Below are 20953 nucleotides of genomic sequence, written 5' to 3'. Positions count from 1 at the left end.
TCGGTCGCTAACCTGTTACACATCAAGAATTCAGCACGTTTCAACATTACTGCGCAAGGTGAAAGGATTTTTTATGAAGCTGACAAAAACGATCATCGTATCGGCCCTGTTTTCTGTTTCTGCGCTGTCTGCTGCACATGCCGCGCAGGAAATTAGCCCGCAGAAAGCAGCAGCCATCAAACCCTTTGATCGCATTGTTATTTCCGGGCGTTTTAACACGCTCGGCGATGCGGCTGATGCCGTATCCCGCCGTGCCGATACTCTGGGCGCGGATTATTTCTACATTCAGGACACCAACACCACTAACAATAGCGGTAACTGGCGCGTCGTTGCAGATATCTATAAAAAAGATGCGCCAGAAGTGAGCAAAGACCCAAATTACCGTGTGATCAACGGCGTGGTCGAGCTGCCTAAAGATGTCGCTTATCAGCTTGAGCCTTTCGATACCGTCACGGTCAGCGGATTCTACCGCAGCCAGCCAGACGTCAATGATGCCATCACCAAAGCAGCGAAAGATAAAGGGGCTTACTCTTTCTTCATCGTACGCCAGATTGATGCCAACAGCGGCGGCAACCAATACATCACCGCGTTTATCTACAAAAAAGATGCACCGAAACGCGTAGTACAGGATCCGGACGCTATCCCTGCGGATTCCGAAGCCGGTAAAGCCGCACTGGCCGCCGGTGGTGCAGCCGCGAAGAAAGTTGAAATTCCAGGCGTTGCCTCTTCAGGCAGCCCAAGCCGTGACGTGGGCCGTTTCTTCGAAACGCAGTCATCCACTGGCAAACGTTACACTGTCACTGCTACTAACGGTGCAAAAATTCAGGAAGTGAACGACGTGACCGCTGCACAGATGGTTCCGTTTGACTCCACGACCTTCACCGGGCACTTCAACAGCACCACGGATGTTTCGCAGGAAGTGGCGAACCGTGCCGCTGCCAAAGGTGCCAAGTTCTACCACATTACCCGTCAGTGGCAGAACAAAAGCGGTGGTAACCTCACCGTAAGCGCTGACTTCTTCAAATAAGTCTGACGCAAAAAAGCACAGCAAAAAGGCAGCCAGAAATGGCTGCCTTTTCTTTTTCCCACGTAGGGTTTATTCGCCCCAGGTTCTTTCCAGAACGTTTACCCAGTTCTTATAGCAAATCTTCTCCAGCAACGCCTGCCCGTACCCTGCTTTTCTTAATGCGTCTACCAGCACCGGTAATCCGCGCACATCAGCCATAAACGGCGCCATCGACGCACCGTCGAAATCTGATCCAAAGCCCACACCCTCTTCACCCAGATGTTCCACCAGATAATCCACGTGGCGCACCATGATGTCGGTGCCGGTATCGTCGCTTCTTTTACCGTCTTCGCGCAGGAACGGCACCGCGAAGTTCAGACCCACAAAGCCTTTACTCTCTTTGATGGCACCGAGTTGCTTGTCGGTCAGGTTACGCGACTGCGGACAAATGCTGAAAGCATTGGAATGGCTGGCCACCAGCGGCGCATCGCTCAGTTCGGCAACCTGCCAGAACCCTTTTTCGTTCAGATGCGACAGATCAATCATGATGCGCTTCTGGTTACAAGCCTGCACCAGACGGATACCTGCCTCTGTCAGGCCGGGTCCGGTATCCGGCGAGGTCTGATATTTGAAGGGTACGCCGTGTCCAAAGATGTTCGGACGGCTCCACACCGGACCCAGAGACCGTAATCCCATGCTGTAGAGCACATCGAGATTATAGAGATCGGCATCAATCGCTTCAGCCCCTTCAATATGCATAACCACAGCTAATGCATGGTTATCAATCGAGTGACGAATATCACGCGCCGTACGGCAGATTTTCACTTTTCCCTGCGACTGTTCTTCGATGCGCAACAGGAACGCCATCATGCCAAACGTGACGTCGCGTGCAAAATCGAAAGAAGGTGTCGGGGAAAAATCAGGATGTTTTTGAGTACCTTCCAACAAGAATTGGGTATCGACTGAACGATCTGGCGCGGTCTTTGCAAGATCAACCGCAGGAGTCGGTACCCAGGCGGCGAAAAGCCCGCCAGCAAAGCCTGCTTCACGGCAGCGAGGCAGATCCATTTGTCCGCTGGCCGGGCCCTGAAGGAATACGTGCTCCGGATTTTGACGATGTTCTGTCCAAAGTTGCAGCAAAACGTCGTTATGTCCATCAAAAACCGGCATTAAGTCTTCAGTTCCGTGCGCTACGTTATTCATAAAAAAGGTCTACCTTTGATTGAGCGTGACAAAGACAACGGAGATTTGCTCGCATGAGGTGCATCACCGGATCCATGTTGCACTAAAGATGAACAGAGCCGTTGTCGTTCACATTAGATTTTTCAATATGAAAAGTTGAAGCATGCAAAGCAACGGTTTTTCATTAAAGCCAGTTGCACGCGATGAAGTCAAGGGTTCGCCCACGTAATACTTAATTTTACTTTTATATATCAATACTATGGGAGTTTTTATGGTTACCAGGCGTCAATTCGTTACCGGTTTTTCCGCAATACCTGCACTGTCTTACCTGAAATTTGATGCGGTGTTTGCTGCCACGCCAGCCTCGATTCTGGTGATGGCTATTCAGCTCGACATCATTACCAGTCTTGACCCGCATGAAAGCTTCGAGTCAGTTGGGAGTGAAATTACCGGCAATATGTATCAGCAACTGGTGAAACCTAAGCTGGCCTCCCCTGATGAAATCGAGGGCGATCTCGCTCTGTCATGGACTGCTTCCGACGACAAAAAAACCTTTACCTTCAAACTGGATCCGAAAGCCAAATGGGCAGACGGCAAACCGCTGACCGCCGAAGACGCTGCGTTTTCTCTGCAACGCGTAGTGAAACTGGATAAAAGTCCGGCTTACATTATTAACCAGTTTGGTTACACCAAAGATAACGTCGACAGTATGATTACCGCGCCGGACGCCGAAACGCTGATCATTACTACCGCAGAACCGGCTTCCGAATCCTTCCTTCTCTATTGCCTGACCGCCAACGTCGGCAGCATCGTCCAGAAATCCGCCTGTCTGGCGAATCAGGCGGGCGACGATCTCGGTAACGCCTGGCTGAAGAAAAACAGCGCCGGGTCCGGTGCATTTAAACTGCGCGACTGGAAAGTCAGCGAATCCGTCATTCTTGAAAGCAATAAGAGCAACCCTCACGCGGGCAACATTCAGCGCATCATCATGCGTCATATCGTTGATCCTTCCGCCCAACTGCTGATGCTGCAAAAAGGCGATATTGATATCGCCCGCAACCTGACCACCGAGCAACTGCGTCCGCTGATGAACGACAAGAACTTCACGCTGGTGCGTAAAGGCATCGCCGGAACCTACATGCTTTCCGCCAATACCGCGCATCCGAATCTGGCCAAACCGCAGGTATGGCAGGCGCTGAAGTGGGCGGTAGACTACGAAAATATCCAGCAACATATCGTACCGCTGACGCACAAAATTCATCAGAGCTTCCTGCCGGAAGGTTTCCCGGCGGCGGTGAATACCATCATGTACAAACGCGACGTCGCCAAAGCCAAAGCGCTGCTGGCCGAAGCCGGTTTCCCGAACGGCTTCGAAATCACGCTTGACCACTACTCCGCATCGCCTTCTTCCGACATTGTACAGGCATTGCAGTCCAATCTCGCCGAAGTCGGGATAAAAGTGACGCTACTGGCTGCCGAGAGCCGTCAGGTGCTGACCAAGATGCGTGCGCGTCAGCAGCAACTGGCCCTGACTCAATGGGGCGCTGATTACTTCGATCCGAACTCCAACGCCGAAGCGTTTTGCAGCAATCCGGATAACACCGATGCCGCCAAGAGCCGTACGCTGGCATGGCGTTGCAGCTGGCAGGATAAAAGCATCTCCGATCTCAGCACCAAAGCGCTGAAAGAGTCGGATCCGGCCACCCGCATCAAACTCTATGAAGAGTTGCAGACAAAACATATGGAAAACAGTCCGTTTATCATCATGCTGCAACCGACCAACACCGCCGCCTGCCGTAACGTGATTTCCGGCGTGGCATTAACCGTTATGAATACCAGCCCTTACGAGAAGGTTGTTAAAGCGTGAGCAAGAGACTCAAAGGCTATCTGAGTACCTGCATCAGCGTTTGTCTTACTTTGTTTGGTCTGTCGGTAGTGACGTTTTTTATCGGTCGCGTCATGCCGACGGATCCGGTCCTGGCTGCGGTTGGCGATAACGCCCCGCAGGCAGTCGTCGAACGGGTTCGTCACGAAATGGGGCTGGATCAGCCCCTCTGGTTGCAGTTCTTCCATTACCTCAGTCAGGTGTTTCACGGCGACTTAGGCCGTTCGGCTCTGACCTCTAATCTGGTCACCACCGATATCGCCCGCTTCTTCCCCGCCACGCTGGAGCTGGCGACGGCGGCCATTATCATTGCGGCCTTGGTGGGCATTCCGCTGGGTGTCTGGGCAGCAACGCGTCAGGGCAGTTGGGTCGATCAGATCATCCGCGTGGTGTGTCTGGCCGGTCATTCACTGCCGGTGTTTGTACTGGCCTTGCTCAGCCTGCTGATTTTCTACTCCGTGCTGGGCATTGCGCCGGGGCCGGGGCGTCAGGACATCATCTATCAGGACATGATCCCACAAGTCACCGGGCTGTTAACGGTCGATTCGCTGATCGCCGGTGATATGGGCGCGTTCTGGGATGCGCTGGCGCACATGGCGCAGCCGGTGCTGATCCTCGCGTATTTCAGCATGGCCTACATTACCCGCATGACCCGTACCTTTATGCTCAATGCGCTAAGCGGCGAATACGTGATCACCGCCCGCGCCAAGGGATTATCGGCGCAACGAGTGATCTGGAAACACGCTTTTCCGACCGTCGGCGTGCAGCTCATCACCGTGCTGGCACTCACCTACGCTGGTTTGCTGGAAGGTGCGGTGGTCACCGAAAACGTCTTCTCCTGGCCGGGTCTCGGACAATATCTCACCGTCTCGTTGATGAATGCGGATATGAATCCGGTGATCGGCTCCACGCTGCTGATTGGTGCGATTTACGTGTTGCTTAACCTGCTGGCCGACCTTCTCTACCGACTATTGGATCCCCGCGTAAAATGACTTCAATCCCTGTTACTTCGCCACCCCGCGCCGGAAGCCGCGCCTGGCTGCTGGCCGATACGCCGCTCACCCGCACGCAGGCCGTGTGGGGACGCCGTTATCGCATCTGGCTCGGTCTGCGCAAAAATCCACTGGCCGTAACCGGCCTGTTCACCGTGCTGGTTGTTCTGCTGGTATCGATTTGCGCGCCGTGGCTGACGCCTTACGATCCCGGCACGCAGGATCTGGCGCACCGTTTAGCCAAACCTTCTTCCCTGCACTGGCTGGGCACCGATGAACTCGGCCGTGACACGCTGAGCCGCATTCTGTATGGCGGTCGCATCACGCTGGGTATGGTGATTATCGTCGTGGCCATTGTTGCTCCGCTGGGTCTGCTGATCGGTTGCGTCGCCGGTTACGCGGGCGGATGGGTGGATCGCCTGCTAATGCGTGTGACCGACATCTTCCTCGCCTTTCCGCGTCTGATTCTGGCGCTGGCGTTTGTCGCCGCACTGCGTCCGGGCATCGAAAGCGCCATTCTGGCGATCGCCCTCACCGCCTGGCCGCCTTACGCCCGTCTGGCGCGCGCCGAAACCATGCAGGTACGCGGCACAGATTATATCGCCGCCTGCCGTCTGACCGGCGCGACCTCCGCCCGCATCGTGCTGCGTCACATTATGCCGCTGTGCGTACCAAGCCTCGTGGTGCGTATCACGCTCGACATGAGTTCGATCATTATCACCGCCGCCAGCCTGGGTTTTCTCGGTATGGGCGCACAGCCGCCGTCACCGGAATGGGGGGCAATGATTGCTACCGCGCGCCGTTTCCTGTTCAGCGAATGGTGGGTGCCGTTAATTCCGGCGATTGCTATTTTTGTGACGTCTCTGGCGTTCAACTTCCTCGGCGACGGGCTGCGTGACGTCCTCGATCCTAAGGAGCAATGATGCTGGTTGATATCAAAGATCTGCACATCACATTCAAAACCAACAGCGGCAGTTTTGACGCCGTGCGCGGCGTATCACTTTCGCTGGGCAAAGAAAAATTCGGCATCGTGGGCGAAAGCGGTTCGGGCAAATCGCTGACCGCGCGCTGCCTGATGAATCTGCTGCCTTCCAGCGCCAGTTGCCGTGCCGAAACCCTGTCGTTTGACGGGATCGACCTGCGCAACGCCAGCGAAAAGCAGATGCGTCAGATACGTGGCAAACGCGTCGGCTTTATTTTGCAGGACCCGAAATACTCACTCAATCCGGTGATGCCAGTGGGTAAACAGGTCGCGGAGGCGTGGCAGACGCACAAGGGTGGCACTAAAAAGCAGGCAATGAACGCCGCGATTGAACTGCTCGATCAGGTGCGAATTCGTGATCCGCATAAAGTCGCGCAGCGTTATGCCCATGAAGTGTCCGGCGGTATGGGCCAGCGTGTGATGATAGCCATGATGCTGGCGCCCGATCCGGAGCTGATGATTGCCGACGAACCGACCAGCGCGCTCGATGCCACCGTGCAGGCCGAGATCTTACGTCTGCTTGATGATCTGGTTTCCAGCCGTGGTATGGGGCTGATTCTGATCAGCCACGACCTGCCGCTGGTGTCGAAATTCTGCGATCGCGTGGCGGTAATGTACGCCGGGCGGATTGTCGAAACGTTACAGGCTGGAGACTTACTGAAAGCACAGCATCCTTACACGCGCGGGTTGCTGGAATGCCTGCCGTCGCTCAAACACCCGCGCGACAGACTGCCGGTGCTGGTGCGTGATGAAGCATGGAAAACCTCATGACAGAACACTCTGCGTTTAACAGCGAATTTTTCGATAACAGCAAAATTACCCTGAATAATTTGCGTATTGCGTTCGATGACACCGAAGTCGTCAAAGGCGTGAGTTTCAGTGTGCCGCCGGGCGGCTGTTTCGGCATCGTCGGCGAAAGCGGCTCGGGAAAATCCACTATTTTGCGTGCGCTGGCCGGGCTGAATCAATCATGGTCAGGAGAAATGGTGATCGGTGGTGAAGACCAGATGCCAGTGCGGCAGAAACGTTTCTTCCGCCGCGTGCAGATGGTATTTCAGGACCCCTATGGCTCGCTGCATCCGCGTCAGACCATCGACCGCATCCTCAGCGAACCGCTGATCGTACACGGCTTTCTCAACATCGAAAAACGCATTGCCGATGCGCTGGCCGAGGTGGGATTGCCGCAGGCAGTGCGTTTTCGTTTTCCGCATCAGCTGTCCGGCGGGCAACGTCAGCGCGTGGCGATTGCGCGGGCGATGATTTCAGAACCCGAGATTTTACTGCTTGATGAACCGACTTCCGCTCTCGACGTCTCGGTGCAGGCCGAAATCCTGAACCTGCTGAGCGATCTGCGCGAACGCCGCAAACTCACTTATATTCTGGTCAGCCACAATCTGGCGGTCGTAACGCATCTTTGCACCAGCATTGGCGTGATGATTGGTGGTGAAATGGTTGAGCTTCTGAGCGCGGACGATTTACGGATGGGCAACATCAGCCATCCGCATACAGCACAATTGCGATCGTTGAGTCTCAGTCTTGAAGAGCCCGAATGAGCTGACTGAACATTTCATTCCAGGCACATTTAAAAGTATTCACTGACTGACAGTATTGGGAGACGTTAATGACATCCACCACACAGTCTGCATTACAGTGGCAGGCGGCTGAGGCTGCGGCAAAGCGCATCACCGGGCGCTGGAATCAACCCGGCGAACCGGGCGGCGCCATCACACTTTTTGACAGCAAAACCCTGCGCAGCTGCGCCACTGGCGGATTGGCAAATCTGACCACATCCGACCCCTTCAGCATCGATTCCGTGGTGCGCTACGCCTCGGTCACTAAGCACATTTTCGCCACGCTGGCCTTACTGCGCAGCGATGCTGGCCTTTCGTTGAGCGACACCCTCGGCCAGCATTTACCGCAGCTGAAAGCACCGATGTCGCAGGTAACCCTCGGACAGGCGCTGGACATGACCGGCGGGTTGCCGGACGTGCGCGAAACGCTCTCGCTGCTCGGTGTTTCGGTTTATAACGTCAGCGACGCCGGGGACATCATGACGTTTCTGGCACAAGACGGCGCACTGAATTTCCAGGCGGGCACCGAGATTTCCTACAGCAATACCGGCTACCGGCTGGTGGAAGAAATACTGAAACAAAAAGGCATTTTGTTTGAAGATCTGCTGCAACAGCATATCGCGCAGCCACTGGACATTGCCTTCCACGCGCCGGAAACCTGGTTTGACATCGTGCCTGATCTCGCTCCCGGATACTGGCAGGATGTGACCGGCTGGAAAACCGCCGTCGCCGGTCTGCATCTTTCGGCGTCCGGCAGCCTGACCGGCAGCGTGCGGTCGCTTTCCGTCTGGCTGCAAAGCCTGCTCAGCAATACCGGTCCCGGCACTGGTGTGCTAAAAACCCTGACGGAAACGCGTTATCTGCACGGCGATATTCCTTCCGCATACGGACTCGGCACCACCTCAACGCCAATCGGTGAACATACGGTTTACGGCCACGGCGGTTCGCACGCCGGTTACAAAAGTTACTTCCTGCTGCACCCGGAACTGGAGGTCGGCGTCGCGCTGGTTTCTAACCGCGAAGACACCACGGCGTACACCCACGCGCTGGAAGTGATGTCGGCACTGCTGGCCACCCCGCTGCCCTTACGCAGCAACGCCCTGCCGGATGGCCTTTACGCCAGTACTGCGGAACCTTACTGGCTGAAAGTCAGCAACGGCACGGCCAGTTATCTGGGTAGTGCAGATAACCTGTATGAGGGCGAGGATGCCGGAGAGGCCATCACGCTGTCGGCGCATATGCCAATGCGTCTGCGCTGGGATGGTAAAGCCATTAAAGGCGAAATCGGCCATGCACCGCGCTACTTCACGCCGGTTGAACCTAACAACTGCCTGAACATGGTTCAGGGGCGCTGGTATCATCCGGAATCCAAAGCCGCGTTTGATATCGAAGGCGACCGGCTGCTGATGGGTGTTGGCACATTGCGCGCCAGCGGTCAGCTGACGTCGCTGGGTGCCGGGCGTTTATTGGTGGAACTGCCGGACGGCCCGTGGAAGAAAAACTTCTGCCTGTATTTTCAGGGCTACAACGTGAAACTGATTTCTAACCGCAGCCGTGTGCTGAACTTTCGCCGCGACGAATGTCGCAGCAGCTGGCAACCGGTAAAATAATCCCCTTCACATCACACAAAGCCTTCCGCCCGGAAGGCTTTTTTGTTAACCCGATCACACTCCACGCATCACAACGGATCAATTGGTACATAATCGCACAAAATGTTCAGTCCTTATTCCATAAGGCCTGTCAGCCCGATTTGCACATTTTATCCTCTGAAATTCCTGTTTTTGATTAGTCACCTGCCGCAACCGTCACTTCTTCTGCTTTGTTAATTGAATTAACATCCACGAAACATAAAACAATAACCTTGTGGTTGATTTGGCTTTAAGAAACGCGCCTAAGCGTCCGGCCAGCGACCGTTATTGTTTTAAACATAATGATTTAAAGATACTTTTTCAAAGCAATGTTGTTGCTACTGTTACAAGGGATAAATCTATGTCTGTTAAAAAAAACGCCACGCGTGCGTTAGTCTGTGCCGCCACACTTCTTTTTTCTGCCACTTCGGTATTAGCTGCCGATCATCCTCAGCTGGATAATGCTCAGGCTGCGAAAGTCATCGACAGCGTTAAATCGACGCTGGCGGAACAACGCAGCACCGGCTGCGTGGCCGTTGTTGATGCATCTGGTTCATTACTGGCCTTCCAGCGCCTGGACGGTTCTCCGGCCGGTTGCGTTGATGCCTCAATTGGCAAAGCCCGCACGTCCGCCCTCTATCACGCCCCGTCGCTGAAGTTCATGCAGCGTTTGCAGGGCGGCGAAACCACGGTTCTGGCGATCCCTCACGCAATCGCCCTGGGCGGCGGCTTCCCGCTGACGCTTAACGGCGAAGTGGTGGGCGCAGTTGGCGTCAGCACGCCAAAGCAGGAGATCGATAATCAATCTTCTGAGAAAGCCGCCAGCATTCTGAAATAACCACACCTGAAGCAGTTTGATTAATGGCCACGCCCGTGGCCGTTTGATGGAAAAGACACAATGATCAATCTCTCTCGTCGCCGGATGGTTCTCGGCACTGCGGGCGTGCTGGCAGCCGGGATCGGCAGCCAGCTGCTTGGCGGTGGCGTGTTTACCACGCTGGCCCACGCCGCGCCGCCTCTGGCTTCGGCCGTGACTATGCCCGACAGTTTTATGCCGCTTTCCAGACAGCTAACCGGTATGGATACGCTGGAACACCATCTCGCACAGGCACTCTACAGCTGGCTACATGACGCCAGACTCGATACCCAGCTCGATGCCCTTGCGGCGCTGATCGCCGCACACAGCGACGTGGTCGGCGACTCTCTGCATCAGCTTTTAGCGCAGCAACCGGCTGAAATGGCACAGCTGTATCAGCAACTGGTCAGCGGCTGGTATCTCGGTGTTGTCGGTCAGCCGGGCAGTCAGCAATGCATCGGATTCGAAAATATTGTCAGCTATCAGTTGCTGAAAAATAACCTGCTGCCGCCAAGCTATGCGCCGGGCGAACCAAATTTCTGGATCCACAAACCTGCCGCCGCGCCACAAAACACTCTTGAGGTAAATGCTCATGGCTGATGCACTGAACGCAGACGTTGTCGTCATCGGTGCCGGTATTGCCGGTTCCCTTGCCGCACTGAAAATGGTCAAAGCCGGGGTTTCCGTGCTGATGTTAGATTCCGGGCCGGTCATAAAACGTGACGAAGCGGTGGAACTGTTCCGCCAGTCGGCCCTGAAAGGCGATTTCACCGAGCCGTACCCGCCAAAACCCTGGGCTCCGCAGCCGAAATTCCAGCCAAAAGACAATAATTATCTGATCCAGAAAGGCCCGGATTTATACGCGGCGCAATACCTGCGAGGCGTCGGCGGCACCACCTGGCACTGGGCCGGACAAGCGTTTCGCCTGCTGCCAAACGACATGAAAATCAAAACGCTGTACGGCATTGGTCGCGACTGGCCGATAAGCTATGACGATCTCGAGCCTTACTACACCGAAGCCGAAATCCAGATGGGCGTTTCCGGTGACGATGCGCTGGACTCCCCCCGTTCACAGCCCTATCCGCTGCCGGGCATTCCGCTTCCTTACGGGTTTGACCGCATCAGCAAACGTATCGCCAAACTGGGTTATGTGCTCGGCATCGGCCCGCAGGCGCGTAACAGCATTCCCTACGATGGCCGCCCGGCCTGCTGCGGTAACAATAACTGTATGCCGGTCTGCCCGATAGATGCGCAATACCACGGCGGGATCTCTGCCCGTAAGGCCATCGAAGCGGGGGTGCGCGTCATTGCCAACGCCGTGGTCTGCAAAATTGAAGCCAATGACAGCGGCGAAATCGTCGCGGTGCATTATCTTGACGCCGATAAAGTGATGCACAAAGTCACGGGTAAACGGTTTGTGCTGACCGCCAATGGCATCGAAAGCCCGAAACTGCTGCTGATGTCCACCAGCGAAAAATACCCGAACGGTATTGCCAACAGTTCCGGCATGGTGGGTCGTAACCTGATGGATCATCCGGGGACCTCCGTTGAGTTTTACGCCGATGAGCCGGTCTATTTTGGCCGCGGACCGATGCGTCCTGGCAGTATCAACAACCTGCGCGATGGCGAATTCCGTGCCGAACGCTCCGCACTGCGCATTGATGTGGCAAACACCTCGCCGGTGCGTTATCTGACCGAGCGTCTGGTGCGTCAGGGCTATTACGGCAAAGCACTAAACGACAAACTGACTTACCAGTCCGAGCGGTTTATCCAGCTTAAATGCTTGCTGGAGATGCTGCCGGAGCCGGAAAATCGCGTAGTGCTCAGTAAAACTGAGAAAGACGAATGGGGGATCCCGCGCCTCGAAGTCCATTACAAATTCCCGGAATACGTTCATCGCGGTTATGACCAGTCGATGCTCGATTTCCAGAAGATCGTCAAAGAAATGGGCGGCACCGACGTGGTGTACAGCAAGCGTGGCGTATACGACAACAACCAGCACATCACCGGCACCATGATCATGGGCAGCGATCCGAAGGATTCAGTGGTAGATGGTGACTGTCGCACCCACGATCATCCGAACCTGTTTATCGCCGGTACCGGCATCATGCCGTCGGCCTCGACGGTGAACTCCACGCTGTCCGGTACGGCGCTGGCCTTACGCATGGCGGATACGGTGCTGAAAAGCCTGGCCTGATTTTCTGAGGATTGAGCAATGAAAATGAATTTCATGCTGGCGATGCTGCCGTTAATGGTGGCAACCAGCGTCTGGGCAGCAGATGCGCCTGACCATGCCGCGCAGATTAAACGCGGGGAATATCTGGCGATCGCCGGTGACTGTACTGCCTGTCATACCGCACCGGGTGCGGATAAAACCGCTAAATTTGGCGGCGGTTATCCGCTGGCATCCCCTTTTGGGGTGATTTACGGCACGAATATTTCATCCGATAAAGAGTTTGGTATCGGCAACTGGACGGATGATGAATTTGTACGCGCGGTACGCGAAGGCGTGGGCAAAGACGGTCAGCAACTGTATCCGGCCATGCCGTATGACTCATTTACCAAAATGAAACGTGAAGACGTGATAGCAATCAAAGCCTATCTGATGTCACAACCGGCGGTACACTCAGCCGGGCCGCAGACTGATTTGTCGTTCCCTTTCAACCAGCGCTGGGGCATGCACGTCTGGAAATGGTTTAACTTCGATAAAGGTGAGCTGAAAAACGATCCATCAAAATCCGCAGACTGGAACCGGGGCGCCTATCTGGTGGAAGCGCTTGAGCACTGCGGTACCTGCCACACACCGCGCACGCTGACCATGGGCATGGATACCGACAAAGCCTTTTCAGGCGGAGATCTGGGATCCTGGGTGGCGTTTAATATCACCCCGGATAAAAATGCCGGAATTGGCAACTGGTCACAGGATGAGCTGGTGACTTACCTGAAAACCGGTTTTGTTGCCGGGAAAGCCTCGGCGTCCGGGGCGATGGGTGAAGCCATCGAACACAGCCTGCAACATCTTTCGGACAGTGATCTGAACGCCATCGCCACCTACATCCGTTCGGTTCCGCCGGTGGGTGATGATAAGCAAACCAAACCGCGCGATGAATGGGGTCAGAAAGATCCCGATGTGTACGGGGTACGCGCACAGGGTCTGTCGATGGATAAATCTGCGGCAGCGCTGTTCAACGCCAGCTGCGCCGCGTGTCACGGCAAAGGCGGCGAAGGAATTGGCGAAGGGTTCCACGCTTATCCGTCACTGTTCAGCCATTCCAGCACCGGCTCTTATGACAACCGTAATCAGTTATCGGTGATCCTCAATGGCGTACAGCGCCACATGGATAAAGGTGAAGTGATGATGCCGTCGTTCGCTAACCAGCTGGACGACGAGCAGATTGCCACGCTGAGTAACTACGTCAGCAAACAGTTTGGTAATCCGGCGGCAGCAACGGCCACGGCGAAGGACGTCGGGGAAATGCGAAAAGCCGCAGAACTGACCTCTCCGCCAAAGATTGAGGAAGGCACGCAGAAGTAATCGTGCACTGAAGTCACGCACGCACACTTGTAAAAAGGAGCTGATGATCGGCTCCTTTTCTTTTTCATTCTCAGGGAAATCGGGGATGATGACTTTTGTTCCCCAGCGTTGCCAGTGTCAGAATTGAACTGCCGACGACACGATTTTTCCCTTGCCGCTTAGCTTCGTATAAGGACAAATCAGCCAGTTTCAGCGACTTACGGATGATCATGCCCGGCAGATACAGCGATACACCAAGTGACACCGTCACTTTTAACTCCCTTCCATCCTCAAGAATAATGGTGCACTCCTCGACTTCTTTACGGATACGTTCGGCAATCACCAGCAACGTTTCAGGGTCATAAGTCGATGTCATTACCAGAAACTCTTCGCCACCGTAGCGCCCGGCAAAATCATCATTGCGCGTCAAATGCCGTAATAACCGCCCCACTTCTATCAAAACCCGGTCACCGGCCAGATGCCCGAGTGTGTCATTGACGTGCTTAAAGTTATCGATATCCAGCAGGATCAGCCCGCAAGCTTCGCGCTGGATCTGCCGCTGTGCCAGCCAGTAATCGATGCTGGCGCGATTATTGATTTGCGTCAGTTCATCAGTGGCCGCCTTCACGCGAATGGTGAAGACTTTGCTCATGTACATCTCTTTATAATTCAGCGCGTGATAACAGAGGATCATACAACCGGCGGCAATTGCCTGATAAAAAATCAGTTCTGACCAGGGAACGTAAATCCCATGAATACTCGATACCAGCGCCAGGCGGAAAATCCCGACCAGAATAATGGTGATATAGAGTTCGCGGTGTTTGCGTCTGCGCCAGACGCGGAAAGTGAACAGCGTACAAAGAATAATGGCGATAAACAGATTATTGAGGGTGAACATGCCGCTGAAAAAAAACGCCACAATAAAACTGCACAGCCCGCTGAGCCAGCCACCAAAAAAGGTCACCAAAATCATCGGCAGCATTTCGAAGCTAAATGATAGGTCGTCGACAAGAATCAGACGATTGCCACGCAAATACAGGGCCGTAAATCCCGCCACTATGCCAAAGACAATGCGTTTCCAGTGCGCTCCTTTAAAGGTGAAGGGTTCGCTGCGGCTCAGGACAAAAAAGATGATCGACAGCGTGGCATACGTAACACAAATATCCGCATACAAGCTATTGAGCGTTAATATATCCGGCATAGATAAATGCGTCCCCTCACGCTTTTCTCTCCAAATTACAGGTTTTAACTTAAATATAGATGATCAATGCCTTGATTGTTCCCGACAGTTAAATATAGCGGGACGTGTCACATTGCCGGGAATTAAACTGGCGCACAGGTTACAGGCCTGAGCTTTGCCACTCCTTGATTTACATCTAGATGACGTCAGGAGGATCGGCGTAAGCTAGTGTTTTCGGGAAATGGATGCCCCGTGTTCTTTTCAATCCTTTTTCGTCAGGTGGTTTACGCCGTATGAATACCTCAGGAAGTCGCCGTATCAGGCTTTTCAGTGCTCTGATTGATGCCTGTCTCCATGAAAAATACTCTCTCCCACGTCTGCTCAAAGATGCCATTGCCGGCGTCACTGTCGGGATTATCGCAATCCCACTCGCCATGGCACTGGCGATTGCCAGCGGTGTTCCACCGCAATACGGCCTTTATACGTCAGCGATTGCAGGGATCGTGATCGCCATTTGCGGCGGTTCCCGCTTCAGCGTTTCCGGCCCGACCGCCGCGTTTGTGGTGATCCTCTTTCCGGTTTCACAACAGTTTGGCCTGTCCGGTTTATTACTGGCGACGCTGATGTCCGGTTTCATTCTCCTGCTGATGGGGATGGCGCGCTTTGGCCGGCTTATTGAATACATTCCGCTGCCGGTCACACTCGGTTTTACCTCAGGGATTGCGATCACTATCGGCACCATGCAGTTCAAAGACTTCTTTGGGCTGACGATGGCGACGGTACCGGAGCACTATCTGAGTAAAGTCGCGGCGCTGGTGATGGCCATGCCGACGCTGGATTTCGGCGATGCGGCCATTGGTATCGTGACGCTCGGCGTGTTGATCTTCTGGCCGAAACTGGGGTTGCGTGTTCCAGGGCATCTTCCGGCTTTACTGGCGGGTTGCGCGGTAATGGCAATTTTCATGCAGGCCGGACATCCGGTGGCCACTATCGGCTCGCGCTTTCATTATCTTCTGCCTGATGGCTCACAGGGAAACGGCATTCCGGCGATCCTGCCGCAGTTCACGCTGCCCTGGAATCAGGGCAGCGGACTAAGCTGGTCGCTGGTGCAGGCGCTGTTACCCGCAGCCTTTTCCATGGCGATTCTTGGCGCGATCGAATCGCTGCTGTGCGCCGTCGTGCTCGATGGTATGACCGGTAAAAAACACCACTCGGACAATGAACTGATCGGTCAGGGTATCGGTAATATCGTCAGTCCGTTCTTTGGCGGGATCACCGCGACAGCGGCCATTGCCCGCTCGGCGGCGAACGTTCGCGCGGGGGCGACCTCACCGGTTTCCGCCATCATTCACTCACTGCTGGTGATACTGGCCCTGCTGGTGCTCGCGCCGTGGCTTTCATGGCTGCCGCTGGCGGCGATGGCCGCACTGCTGCTGATGGTGGCATGGAACATGAGCGAAGCGCATAAAGTGGTGGATTTGCTGCGCCGCGCGCCAAGAGACGACATTTTGGTGATGCTGACCTGTATGAGTCTCACCGTGCTGTTCGACATGGTGATCGCCATTACCGCCGGGATCGTGATGGCCTCGCTGCTGTTTATGCGCCGCATCGCTAAACTCACCCGCCTGACGGAAGTACCTGTCGAAACGCCGCACGATATGCTGGTCATGCGTATCAACGGCCCGCTGTTCTTCGCCGCCGCCGAACGTATCTTCAGCGAATTGCAGTCACGCAGCGCAGGCAAGAAAGTGATCGTTTTACTGTGGGATCGCGTGGCGGTGCTGGATGCCGGTGGCGTGAATGCATTACGTAACTTCATCGACAACCTGACGGAAGGCACCGAACTTCGTATTGCTGAAATTCCCTTCCAGCCGCTGAAAACCCTGGCCCGTGCCAGAATGCAGCCGATCGAGGGGAAACTCAGTTTCTACGGGAAGCTGGAGGAAGCGATTTAAGCGCCCCCGTAAACAACAAAGGCGACCACAGTGGTCGCCTTTGTTCATTCTGATACCGCCAGATTATTTGCTGGTATCGAGTGCCGGGAAGCTTTTCACCAAATCGTCGATGGCTTTCATCTGAACCAAGAATGGTTCCAGTTTATCTAATGGCAATGCGGACGGGCCGTCGCATTTCGCGTGAGCCGGATCTTCATGCGCTTCGATAAACAGGCCGGCGATACCCACCGCCATACCTGCACGCGCCAGCTCGGCGACCTGAGCACGGCGGCCACCTGACGCTGCGCCAAACGGGTCGCGGGTTTGCAGGGCGTGAGTCACGTCAAAGATAACCGGGTGGCCGCCTGTCGCGTTAATCATCACGTTCATACCCAGCATGTCGACGACCAGATTGTCATAACCGAAGTTGCTGCCGCGATCGCACAGAATGACCTGATCATTACCGCCTTCTTTGAATTTATCGACGATGTTACCCATCTGACCCGGGCTGACGAACTGCGGTTTTTTCACGTTAATGACTGCGCCGGTTTTCGCCATCGCTTCCACTAAGTCAGTCTGGCGCGCCAGAAAAGCAGGCAGCTGGATGACGTCAACCACTTCAGAGACCGGCTGTGCCTGCCAGGATTCATGAACGTCGGTGATAATTTTCACGCCAAAAGCCTGCTTCAGCTCCTGGAAAATCTTCATGCCTTCGTCAAGACCTGGACCGCGGTAAGAATGAATCGATGAGCGGTTGGCTTTATCGAAAGACGCCTTGAAAACGTAAGGAATGCCCAGTTTTTGCGTCACAGTGACGTAGTGTTCGCATACGCGCATCGCCATTTCGCGCGATTCGAGTACGTTCATCCCACCGAACAACACAAACGGCAGATCGTTGGCGACATTGATGTCCTGAATGCTAACCACTTTATGTTTCATGCTTTGGCCTTTTTAGTGATAAATCTTTCATCTGCGATCGCCTCCAGAGGCGCTTTCAATATTCGTCAGATGATAACGTAAGGTAATGATAAATTAATGCAGCGTCACGTGCTTGTGCTCGATCGCATGGATCTGCACTTTAATGACCTCTGAGATCGGGTCTTCCGGACACTGTTCAACGAAATAATTGAGATCTGAAACCGCCACCTGATTGCAATCGAGCTGCACGTAAATCAGGCCACGGTCGCGGATTTCGTAGGGGTCTTCCGGGTCGAATTGCAACACGGTTTCACTTGCGCGCAGCGCCAGTTCAAACTGTCTTTCTTCCATTAGCGCAGCTTTCAGCGTGTCGAGCATTTTACGCACGATCACCGTGTTTTCCGCTTCTTCCAGATCGTCGTCTTCAATTTCTGCCGTGATGCCGAGATTGCCCTTAAGCCAGACGCTGAGCATATGCTCGTTAAGGGTGTCGCCGTTGATAGGATTAAGCAACCACATCTCTTCATCCAGCCAGTCGGCGCGCAGGATCAGTTGGGTCGGGAAAATCACCGGCATCAGCGGTAAATCTAGTTCATGTGCGATGTGCAGGAAAATCACACCCAGCGAGACCGGTGTGCCCTGCCTGGAGGCCAGCACTTTGTCGATCCAGATAGCATCAGACAGGCGGTAGATACCGCCCGCGCCGCCGAATCCCCAGGTGCGATAAAACAGTTCAATCAGGACTTCGAGCTGCTGATCCTGATCGAGATCTTCAGGCACGGCGCTGCGCGCTTCATCAACCAACAGTTTCAACTGACGGCGGACATCTTCCGCATTGAAATCAAAGCGCACAGATTCAGTCACTTTGATCACTCCGGCACTGAGACGGGCAGTGTTAAATTCAAAATCAGCAAGGGTACTCATAGTTATCCCAATAGCAGCGGCATTTTCGTCAGCGCCAGTTTGAGAACCAGATAGAGGCAACCCAGGGCCAGAATAAAGGCCAGCCAGCGTGTTTTCTGGCTAACGGGGCGCTTGCTCAGGGCTACAAAACCTAACGCGATGTAGATAATAACGCCGAAAAGCTTTTCGGTCAGCCAGGTTCCCTGTGGGCTGAACGGATAAAAGTGTGTGATGAAGATAAGCGAGATACCGCTTAATAACAGCAACGTGTCCACAACGTGTGGCACGACCTTCACCCAGCGTTTCTGCATCATAGCAGAACCCGCCCATTTCCAGAAAAAACGTAAAACAAACAGCGTAATGCTCAACGTAATGGTGAGTAAATGCAGATTTTTTATCCAGACGTAGGTCATTGCCCGCTTCCTCGGATATTTGGATTTATTATAGGGTTAGACGTTTACGCCCTTTGCCCGAGCGTCACACGGTCGTTGTCGCCATAATCTTTTACGGTCGATACCTGCTGATAACCGGCGTCACGCAACAACGTCTGAACTTCATCCGCCTGCTGCCAGCCGTGTTCGAGCAACAGCCAGCCGCCCTGCTGAAGATACGCCGGTGCGCTGCGAATAATATGAGCCAGATCAGCCAGGCCGGCATTATCGGCAACCAGCGCACTCGCCGGTTCAAAACGCACATCACCCTGCGCAAGATGCGGATCGGCGGCGTCAATATACGGCGGATTACTGGCGATAAGCGCGAAGGTTTCACCAGCAACCGGCGTGAACCAACTGCCTTGCAGGAAACGTGCATTGGGGATGGCGAGCTTTCGTGCATTATATTGCGCCAGGCTGACCGCTGCGGGTTGCAGATCAATGCCTGTTAGCTGGCAGTCCGGGCGTTCGCTGGCAATCGCCAGCGCAATCGCCCCGGTGCCGGTGCCTAAATCCAGCACGCGAACCGGTTCTTTTGGCAAGCGCGCCAGGGCCTGTTCCACCAGACATTCAGTATCAGGACGGGGAATCAGTGTGGCGGGAGAAACTGAGAGCGACAACGACCAGAACTCGCGTTCGCCGGTCAGATAAGCGACCGGCTCACCCTGCTCGCGTCGCGCAAGCAGAGTCTCAAGCTGTTGAAGTTGCTCAGCCGTAAGTTCTGTTTCGCCGAACGCCATAATGAAAGTTCTTGCCCGGCCTGTCACAAAGCCGAGCAAGATTTCCGCGTCACGCTTCGGGCTTTCTCCCCCGGCCAGACGCGCGGTAGCGTCACGCAGCCAGTGCTGGAAATCCATTAGTCCTGCTCAGACAGCGCGGCGAGTTGATCGGCCTGATATTCCTGGACGATCGGCTGGATGAGTGCATCCAGTTTGCCTTCCATCACTTCGTCCAGACGGTAAATCGTCAGGTTGATACGGTGATCGGTAACACGGCCCTGCGGGAAGTTATAGGTACGGTTACGGTCCGAACGGTCACCAGTACCCAGCAGGTTACGGCGCGTCGAGGCCTCTTCGGCATGACGTTTGGCCACTTCAGCGGCACGGATACGCGCACCCAGCACGGACAATGCCTTGGCTTTGTTTTTGTGCTGCGAACGTTCGTCCTGACACTCCACTACAATACCGGTAGGAATGTGCGTAATACGGATGGCGGAGTCGGTGGTGTTAACGTGCTGACCGCCGGCGCCCGATGAACGGAATGTATCAATACGCAAATCACCGGCGTTAATTTCCGGCATTTCGGCTTCAGGGATTTCAGGCATCACCGCCACGGTACAGGCGGATGTATGAATACGGCCCTGAGATTCGGTTTCAGGCACGCGCTGAACGCGGTGTCCGCCCGACTCAAATTTGAACTGGCCGTAAGCGCCCTCGCCGATCACTTTGGCGATCACTTCTTTATAGCCACCGTGCTCGCCTTCGCTGGCGCTCACGATTTCCACGCGCCAGCGACGCATTTCGGCATAACGGCTATACATGCGGAATAAGTCACCGGCAAAAATCGCCGCTTCGTCACCACCGGTTCCGGCTCGGATTTCAAGGAAACAGCCGCGCTCATCGTCAGGGTCTTTCGGCAAAAGGAGAAGCTGTAATTTTTCTTCAAGCTCTTCGATGGTGGCTTTGCAGTCTTTGATTTCGTCCTGCGCCATTTCGCGCATCTCGGGATCGTCGAGCATCATTTCGGCGGTCTCTAAATCTTCCTGCGCCTGACGCCAGGCCAGAAAACATTCAGAAACGGCGGTCAACTGTGAGTATTCGCGGGAAAGACCGCGAAATTTATCCTGATCGGCAATAACGCTGGCGTCGCCGAGCATCGCCTGCACTTCTTCGTGGCGCTCTTGTAACGCTTCCAGTTTGGCAACAATAGAAGGCTTCATGCGTGGTGTTTAACCCTGTGAGAAAAGGAGGA

General features: G+C 54.6%; 19 protein-coding genes. 12 read left to right on the top strand and 7 right to left on the bottom strand.

Annotated elements, in window-relative coordinates:
• The first annotated feature begins 73 nt into the window (after positions 1-73).
• The gene (locus GE278_10470) at positions 74-1027 is read left to right on the top strand and encodes a DUF1471 domain-containing protein (GenBank protein QLK61157.1); all 954 of its coding nucleotides are present in this window, start codon (positions 74-76) and stop codon (positions 1025-1027) included.
• Positions 1028-1096: 69 nt separating this feature from the next.
• Here the strand turns inward: GE278_10470 and GE278_10465 are convergent, their stop codons facing one another.
• Complete coding sequence (locus GE278_10465; protein QLK61156.1) at positions 1097-2209, bottom strand: peptidase; 1113 nt, start codon at positions 2207-2209, stop codon at positions 1097-1099.
• A 250-nt stretch (positions 2210-2459) separates the two neighbouring features.
• Here GE278_10465 and GE278_10460 point away from each other — a divergent pair, with 250 nt between their 5' ends.
• The 10 genes from GE278_10460 to GE278_10415 all read left to right on the top strand — a co-directional run bounded on the left by GE278_10460 (position 2460) and on the right by GE278_10415 (position 13637).
• Positions 2460-4055, top strand: a complete 1596-nt coding sequence (locus tag GE278_10460) for an ABC transporter substrate-binding protein (GenBank protein QLK61155.1) — start codon at positions 2460-2462, stop codon at positions 4053-4055.
• Positions 4052-5065 carry an ABC transporter permease subunit gene (locus GE278_10455; GenBank protein QLK61154.1) on the top strand — a complete coding sequence of 338 codons (1014 nt, stop codon included), beginning with the start codon at positions 4052-4054 and terminating at the stop codon, positions 5063-5065. The genes GE278_10460 and GE278_10455 overlap by 4 nt, the downstream gene beginning before the upstream one ends.
• The gene (locus GE278_10450) at positions 5062-5988 is read left to right on the top strand and encodes an ABC transporter permease subunit (GenBank protein ID QLK61153.1); all 927 of its coding nucleotides are present in this window, start codon (positions 5062-5064) and stop codon (positions 5986-5988) included. The genes GE278_10455 and GE278_10450 overlap by 4 nt, the downstream gene beginning before the upstream one ends.
• Positions 5988-6818: an ATP-binding cassette domain-containing protein gene (locus tag GE278_10445; protein QLK63265.1), complete on the top strand. Its 831-nt coding sequence runs from the start codon at positions 5988-5990 to the stop codon at positions 6816-6818. Before GE278_10450 ends, GE278_10445 begins: the two co-directional genes overlap by 1 nt.
• On the top strand, positions 6815-7600 hold the full coding sequence (locus GE278_10440) for an ATP-binding cassette domain-containing protein (GenBank protein ID QLK61152.1): 786 nt from the start codon (positions 6815-6817) through the stop codon (positions 7598-7600). Before GE278_10445 ends, GE278_10440 begins: the two co-directional genes overlap by 4 nt.
• A 68-nt stretch (positions 7601-7668) precedes the next feature.
• On the top strand, positions 7669-9228 hold the full coding sequence (locus tag GE278_10435) for a serine hydrolase (protein QLK61151.1): 1560 nt from the start codon (positions 7669-7671) through the stop codon (positions 9226-9228).
• Positions 9229-9607: 379 nt separating this feature from the next.
• Positions 9608-10084 (top strand): heme-binding protein, encoded by a 477-nt coding sequence (locus tag GE278_10430; GenBank protein QLK61150.1) that lies wholly within the window; start codon positions 9608-9610, stop codon positions 10082-10084.
• Between the two features lie 60 nt (positions 10085-10144).
• The gene (locus GE278_10425; protein QLK61149.1) at positions 10145-10702 is read left to right on the top strand and encodes a gluconate 5-dehydrogenase; all 558 of its coding nucleotides are present in this window, start codon (positions 10145-10147) and stop codon (positions 10700-10702) included.
• Complete coding sequence (locus GE278_10420; protein ID QLK61148.1) at positions 10695-12299, top strand: choline dehydrogenase; 1605 nt, start codon at positions 10695-10697, stop codon at positions 12297-12299. Before GE278_10425 ends, GE278_10420 begins: the two co-directional genes overlap by 8 nt.
• Positions 12300-12317: 18 nt before the next feature.
• Positions 12318-13637, top strand: a complete 1320-nt coding sequence (locus GE278_10415) for a c-type cytochrome (protein ID QLK61147.1) — start codon at positions 12318-12320, stop codon at positions 13635-13637.
• A 70-nt stretch (positions 13638-13707) separates the two neighbouring features.
• On the opposite strand, the gene GE278_10410 is transcribed toward GE278_10415, so the two are convergent.
• Positions 13708-14817 (bottom strand): diguanylate cyclase, encoded by a 1110-nt coding sequence (locus tag GE278_10410; GenBank protein QLK61146.1) that lies wholly within the window; start codon positions 14815-14817, stop codon positions 13708-13710.
• Between the two features lie 272 nt (positions 14818-15089).
• Here GE278_10410 and dauA point away from each other — a divergent pair, with 272 nt between their 5' ends.
• Positions 15090-16751, top strand: a complete 1662-nt coding sequence (dauA, locus tag GE278_10405) for a C4-dicarboxylic acid transporter DauA (GenBank protein ID QLK61145.1) — start codon at positions 15090-15092, stop codon at positions 16749-16751.
• Between the two features lie 63 nt (positions 16752-16814).
• Here the strand turns inward: dauA and kdsA are convergent, their stop codons facing one another.
• The 5 genes from kdsA to prfA form a co-directional block, all read right to left on the bottom strand.
• Positions 16815-17669, bottom strand: coding sequence for a 3-deoxy-8-phosphooctulonate synthase (kdsA, locus tag GE278_10400; protein ID QLK61144.1), 855 nt, complete (start codon positions 17667-17669; stop codon positions 16815-16817).
• Between the two features lie 93 nt (positions 17670-17762).
• Positions 17763-18572, bottom strand: a complete 810-nt coding sequence (locus GE278_10395) for a tetratricopeptide repeat-containing protein (GenBank protein QLK61143.1) — start codon at positions 18570-18572, stop codon at positions 17763-17765.
• 2 nt (positions 18573-18574) lie between these two features.
• Positions 18575-18964 (bottom strand): siroheme synthase, encoded by a 390-nt coding sequence (locus GE278_10390; protein QLK61142.1) that lies wholly within the window; start codon positions 18962-18964, stop codon positions 18575-18577.
• A gap of 44 nt (positions 18965-19008) precedes the next feature.
• Positions 19009-19839 carry a peptide chain release factor N(5)-glutamine methyltransferase gene (prmC, locus tag GE278_10385; protein QLK61141.1) on the bottom strand — a complete coding sequence of 277 codons (831 nt, stop codon included), beginning with the start codon at positions 19837-19839 and terminating at the stop codon, positions 19009-19011.
• Positions 19839-20921, bottom strand: a complete 1083-nt coding sequence (prfA, locus tag GE278_10380) for a peptide chain release factor 1 (protein ID QLK61140.1) — start codon at positions 20919-20921, stop codon at positions 19839-19841. The genes prmC and prfA overlap by 1 nt, the downstream gene beginning before the upstream one ends.
• Positions 20922-20953 lie beyond the last annotated feature (32 nt).

Source organism: Enterobacteriaceae bacterium Kacie_13 (assembly GCA_013457415.1).
Classification (GTDB): Bacteria; Pseudomonadota; Gammaproteobacteria; order Enterobacterales; family Enterobacteriaceae; genus Rahnella.
The sequence above is the reverse complement of the archived record's forward strand: the minus strand, read 5'-3'. Positions and strand labels throughout refer to the sequence as shown.